The sequence below is a fragment of the Nocardia thailandica NBRC 100428 genome (genome assembly GCF_000308795.1).
Taxonomy (GTDB): Bacteria; Actinomycetota; Actinomycetes; order Mycobacteriales; family Mycobacteriaceae; genus Nocardia; species Nocardia thailandica.
The window spans coordinates 1-1,334 of sequence record NZ_BAGK01000275.1; the positions used below are offsets into that span (position 1 = coordinate 1).

Annotated in this window: 1 protein-coding gene and 1 other annotated feature; the gene reads right to left on the reverse strand. The window is 62.8% G+C overall.

Features of this window, described 5'->3' with window-relative positions; all coding sequences use genetic code 11:
• Positions 1-35: 35 nt before the first annotated feature.
• Positions 36-1,279, reverse strand: a protein-coding gene (locus ON36_RS28485) for an IS3 family transposase (RefSeq protein WP_085999712.1) whose coding sequence is annotated in 2 segments (ribosomal slippage) — positions 36-985 and positions 985-1,279 — 1,245 coding nt in all. Because the reading frame shifts where the segments join, the coding sequence is not laid out codon by codon here.
• Positions 864-992 (reverse strand) — a sequence feature (AL1L pseudoknot). Its footprint overlaps the gene before it by 129 nt.
• Positions 1,280-1,334: the final 55 nt, after the last annotated feature.

Below are 1,334 nucleotides of genomic sequence, written 5' to 3' on the forward strand. Positions count from 1 at the left end.
GTGAACCGTCACGGGTAAGGGACCGGCTTCAGGTTTCAGACCAGCGCCGGTCGACGTGGCGATAGTTGAGAGTAGTAGGCGGCCTCGTATTCGGCCGGGGTCAGGTAGTTCAGCCGGGAATGCAGGCGCGCGTTGTTGTACCAATCGCACCACTCCATGAGCGCGAACTCGACCTCGGCAAGGGTCTTGAACGGGCCGTGCCGGTTGACGACCTCGGTCTTGAACAAGCCGATGATCGATTCGGCGAGGGCGTTGTCGTAGGCATCCCCAACCGAACCTATCGACGCTGAGAGTCCTTGCAGTGCAAGCGATTCAGTGAACTTGATGGATGTGTATTGAGATCCGGCGTCGGTGTGGAATATCAGACCCGGCTCGACCGGGTGCCCGTAGTGGTCCCGACGCCACACGGCCATGTTGAGTGCCTTGGACACCAACGAGGTCGTCTTCGTTGCGGCGGTCGTCCAGCCGACGATCGCACGGGAGAATGCGTCGAACACGAACGCCACGTATGCCCACCCGGTCCAGGTCGACACATACGTGAAATCGGCGACCCAGACGTGGTTCGGCGCGGCGGCGGTGAAGTCTCGGTTGAGCTTGTCACCAGCACGGATACCGTCCTTGGTCGGGATCGTGGTCCGGTGTTTCCGGCCTCTGACCACACCGTTGAGCCCGAGTGCGCGCATCAGCCGGTCGACGGTGCAAAACGCCACCTCATGGCCTTGTCGGCGCAGGTAGCGGGTCATTTTGCGGCGGCCATACATCTGCTCCGGTGTGCCGTGGAGATCGCGCAAGGTGTTCTCGACATAGGCGTCGGCGATGTCGCGGGCTGCCGGCGGCCGACAGCGAGCCTTGCGGTAGGTCCTTGGCGCGATCTGCACCCCGTGCGCTGAGAGCGCGCGGCAGATCGACTCGACGCCATAGACCTGGCGGTATTCGTCGATGAACCCGACGATCAGCGGTGTCGCGGGTCGAGTTCCCGCGCGAAAAAAGCCGATGCCAGCTTCAGGATCTCGTTGGTCTGCTTGAGGTCTCGGACCTCTTTCCGCAACCGCGCCAACTCTTCCCGCTCCGCTGGCGAGAGGCTCGGCGAGGCCGAGACACTCGGTGACGGTGCCTGCTCGAGGGCCTTCTTGATCCACAACCGCAGCGTCTCGTGATGCACGTCGACCATCGGGCCGATCGCGCGCGCAGCGGCGTAGGCGGATCCGTACTCATCGAGCCGTTCGAGAGCCAGACGCACGGCCTTCTCACGAACCTCGGGCGGGTAACGCTTCGACATGATGGGAACCATCTTCCTCAAAGACGGAAGCGGTCCCAAATCCGTGACGGTTCAA